The organism is Vibrio sp. V03_P4A6T147, assembly GCF_002241085.1.
In the GTDB taxonomy this organism is placed as follows: domain Bacteria; phylum Pseudomonadota; class Gammaproteobacteria; order Enterobacterales; family Vibrionaceae; genus Vibrio; species Vibrio anguillarum.
On the sequence record NZ_NDIO01000028.1, the window covers coordinates 1 to 4107 of the forward strand.

The window sequence follows — 4107 nt, forward strand, 5'->3', positions numbered from 1 at the left end:
TGCTATGGCTGCAGTTGGTGTTCAAGCTGCTCAACTAACGGACAATGTCCAGTTGTACGGTCAAGCTGCTGGTAACCTTTACTTTGAAAGTAAAGGTGATAGCGCGAAAGATGATACTGTTGGTGTGGAAATTGAATCACGTGTCGGGCTTCGTGGCACTCAATCATTCAATAATTTTGGCCCTGATTTTGTGTGGCAAATTGAAACATCTAACGCATTTAATGGTGATACTGGTGGTCAATTTGGTGGTCGTGATACCTATCTTGGTTTAGCATTTGATGATGTAGGTACAGTCAAAGTCGGGCGTCAACTTGTTTCTATCTACGATTATGTAGACTGGCCACACTCAAACCCAGGTTTAGGTAATGTATTTGACTGGCACAATGCAATTGGTGCAGGTTACCAAGACCGTGCAGACCACGTGATCCGTTTCGACTCTGTAGACTACAGTGGTTTCAAATACTCTCTATCTGCCAGCAAAATGGAAAGCTCTACTGATAACGCAGTAGTGAGCTTTGCGTTAGCTTATAACGCAGAACGTTTTGGTATCCACGGTGGTGCTTATCTTGGTTCGAAAGAGAAAACTGTAACTGCAGCTAAAGATGGCTACTATGAATTTGACAGTTCTAACGGTGAGAAAAAATGGGTTGATGCAACGGCTGCTAAGACAGACGAAGCCCAAGCTGCTTATTACTTAGTTGGTGGTAACGTATCTATTACTGACAAGTTGAGCTTGACAGCTGCTTGGAAACATATGACTAACGAAGTAAATAATGTTGAGAAAAAACAGGATGCTTACTCTGCAACACTAGCTTACTGGGCAACATCTGAGTGGTTATTTAAAGCAGGTTATTCTGCTACGACTAAAGCGAAATTTGGCGGTGAAACACAAGCAGAAAGTAGTAGTCGTGCAATTACAGCACGCGCATTGTATGTACTTGACCCATCTGCAGTACTCTACTTTGACGTGCGTAATTACGATATGATGACCCCTGCTGACGGTGATGGCAAAGGCAATGCTAATGCCAATGACCAAACTCGTTTCTTGATGGGTGTAGAATACTACTTCTAATCATATAGATTAAAAGTGTAAATCGAGGCGAGCGATAGCTCGCCTTTTAACTGGAGGTAATAATGAACAAACTTATGATTAGCGCGTTATTAGGAATGGTTATTTCTGCTAGCTCCTACGCTGATGTGGTGGTGAATATAGATCGAAACCTCCAGATTCTAGCCGTGAATGGCGTTGAACCTGAAATATCGTTTGGCCATACCAATGAAATTACTCTACCTGATGGCGCAAACCAGCTTTTGGTACGTTTTGACAAAGTAATTCACTTTGGTGGTAATCAAAATAAATATAAATCACCGGCGATCGTGGTGAGTTTTAATCAAAGCAATAGTAAGGTGCTGCTTAAACCGGCATCGATGGTCAAAGATGAAACCACTGCCAAAGCATTTGATAAGAACCCTGCGGTTGTCTTGACTAATGCAGCTAAGCAGTCAGTGGAGTTTCAACAAGACGTTTTAGTCACACAAGGTTTTTCACTGATCCGAGATTATGAAAAAGAGCTCTATCAATATAATTCGCAAGCGAAAGTCGCCTCAATCAGTGCACTGAATCAGGTCGGATTTAATCAAAAACGTGGTCAAGCAGCTCCAATGCCTGCTCAAGCTAGTGAGACAGTAATCAGTGCAGAGCCGGTAACGACTGCCGTGCCAACTAGTTTCACAATGGTGCAGTATCTCTATGGCGAAGCAACTAGCGCGGAGCAACAAGAATTTGCCAATTGGGCCTTTGCAAACCGTGCCGCTGTTAATCAGCCGCTGGTGAGCGAAAATAAGCTAGTGACCATGATGGCCGATTGGTACCAGAAAACTGACAAAGCCGATAAAGCGGCGATTCTAGCGTGGCTGATTAGCCAAGAGTAAAGGCTATTTTTCTTGCGTAAATGGCATTTCATTGTATTTTTAGCACTAACAAGGCATGGTTCACTCCCATGCCTTTTGTGTTTTTGTCTTTGTATTTCTCAATGGTTAGCCTATGAATATTAGCCAAGTTTCTCAGTTAACAGCACTTACCGCTAAGTCCATTCGTCTTTATGAAGAGAAGGGGCTGATATCGCCGCCCCTTCGTTCAGAAAATGGTTACCGTCATTATCAACAAGCGCATATTGATGATCTTTTACTTATTGCGCGATGCAAGCGCGTTGGTTTTAGTTTAGAGGAATGTAAATCCTTACTCGCCCTTGCCAACGATCCGTCCCGGACCAGTTTTGCAGTCAAAGAGAAAGCGCAAGAGAAGTTGAAACAAGTATCACAGAAGCTGGCAGAGCTTTCATTGATTAAGTTGCAACTAGAAGAGTGGATTACCGAATGTCCAGGCGACGGTGGTAGTGAATGCCCAATCATAGATAATTTGAAGGGGCAGTGTTGCCATAACGACTTGAACAAGTCAGTGTGAAAATGAGCTCATTAGCTAATGAGCTGTGGAGGCACACACTACAATTGGGCTGCCCATAAATGAAAAAACCAAAAGCAATTCATCACTTTTGGTTTTTATGTACTTTCTTACTGATGTTTACTTAATGAGGCTGGCTCTCTCTAGGCTCAACAATCAACACAATTCCTTCGACACCTACGACTTTAACCACAACATCGGCTTCTAGGTTTTGCTGGCATTTTGCTGTCCACGTCGTATCGCCGAGCTGTAATCGAAAAGTTGCCCCTTCTTGAACGCTCTCTTTAATACGGGCTATTTGTCCGATCAGCTGTTTCTGTTTCTGGTTCAGATCACGAGTCTCGTCACCATCGTGGTCTGATTTAAATTGTTTACGCCACCATAACCAAGTCGTGACGAGTGATAAACTTGCAAAAGCCATCCACTGAAGTTGCCAACTGATGGGGAGCATCGCAAAGATAAGGCCAACGATGAGTGCGGAAATACCTAACCAAAGAAAATACCCAGCAGTTCCAAGCAGTTCCAATGCAACAAGCACTAAGCCTAATGCGAGCCAGTGCCAATAATTCATTTGTTGTATTAGCTCTATCACGTTAGGCCTACTTATCTTGTGAGGATTTCAGGTTGAACATTTCAGCAATGCCAGCAACCGAACCCATCAACCCAGTTGCTTCTAATGGCAGCATGATGATTTTGCTGTTCTCTGCTTGACCAATGGCTTTAAGTGCTTCGGTATATCCTTGAGCGATAAAGTAGTTAACCGCTTGCATGTCACCTTGCGCAATCGCATTCGAAACCATCTCTGTCGCTTTAGCTTCCGCTTCGGCAGCGCGTTCACGTGCTTCTGCTTGAAGAATAGCCGCCTGCTTTTCACCTTCAGCTTTAAGTATTTCAGACTGCTTTTGGCCTTCGGCGCGTAAAATTTGTGCTTGACGTACGCCTTCGGCTTCTAACACTTCAGCACGTTTATTTCTCTCCGCTTTCATTTGCGCGTTCATCGCCGCGGTTAAATCCGCTGGTGGTTGTACATCTTTAATTTCGATGCGAGTGACTTTTACACCCCAAGGGTTAGTCGCCTGATCGACTATCGATAACAATTTAGTGTTGATCATGTCACGCTGGCTGAGCATTTCATCCAGTTCCATCGAGCCCAGTACGGTACGCATATTGGTTAGAGTTAAGTTGCGAATGGCGTGTTGTAGTTCGCTAACTTCATAGGCGGCTTTCGCAGCATCAATCACTTGCACGAAGCAAACCGCGTCGATAACAACATTGGCGTTATCTTTGGATATCACTTCTTGTGCTGGGATATCAAGCACCTGTTCCATCATATTGATTTTTTGTCCGACGCGATCAATGAACGGAATAATGATATTTAAACCGGGGCGTAGGGTGTGTGTGTAACGTCCAAAACGCTCTACTGTCCAATTGCTCCCTTGTGAAACGGTTTTCACTGCAGAAAAGATAAATGAAATAACGACGAATACAAATATGCCAACGGCGACGAGTGAATCAATAGCCATAACGGTTCCTTTTAAGTATTAAATAATCCTAATGTTGATGTTCCTTTCTCTATTGAAACGGCCGCTGTGTTAGCTAAGTTCGTTCACCCCAATCATAGGGCTTATTGTGCTTATGGGGATGAA

Annotated in this window: 5 protein-coding genes; 3 read left to right on the forward strand and 2 right to left on the reverse strand. The window is 43.6% G+C overall.

Annotated elements, in window-relative coordinates:
• The 3 genes from B9J84_RS00970 to cueR all read left to right on the forward strand — a co-directional run.
• Window positions 1-1072, forward strand: a 1072-nt coding sequence (locus B9J84_RS00970; RefSeq protein ID WP_143698818.1) for a porin, incomplete at its 5' end; no start/stop codon positions are given.
• A gap of 62 nt (window positions 1073-1134) precedes the next feature.
• Window positions 1135-1932 (forward strand): DUF2057 domain-containing protein, encoded by a 798-nt coding sequence (locus B9J84_RS00975; RefSeq protein ID WP_013857318.1) that lies wholly within the window; start codon window positions 1135-1137, stop codon window positions 1930-1932.
• 112 nt (window positions 1933-2044) lie between these two features.
• Window positions 2045-2464: a Cu(I)-responsive transcriptional regulator gene (cueR, locus tag B9J84_RS00980; protein ID WP_017043453.1), complete on the forward strand. Its 420-nt coding sequence runs from the start codon at window positions 2045-2047 to the stop codon at window positions 2462-2464.
• A gap of 121 nt (window positions 2465-2585) precedes the next feature.
• Here cueR and B9J84_RS00985 read toward each other — a convergent pair whose 3' ends face one another.
• Both B9J84_RS00985 and B9J84_RS00990 read right to left on the reverse strand, forming a co-directional pair.
• Window positions 2586-3053: an NfeD family protein gene (locus tag B9J84_RS00985; RefSeq protein ID WP_094123320.1), complete on the reverse strand. Its 468-nt coding sequence runs from the start codon at window positions 3051-3053 to the stop codon at window positions 2586-2588.
• Window positions 3054-3060: 7 nt separating this feature from the next.
• Window positions 3061-3984, reverse strand: coding sequence for an SPFH domain-containing protein (locus tag B9J84_RS00990; protein ID WP_013857314.1), 924 nt, complete (start codon window positions 3982-3984; stop codon window positions 3061-3063).
• Window positions 3985-4107 lie beyond the last annotated feature (123 nt).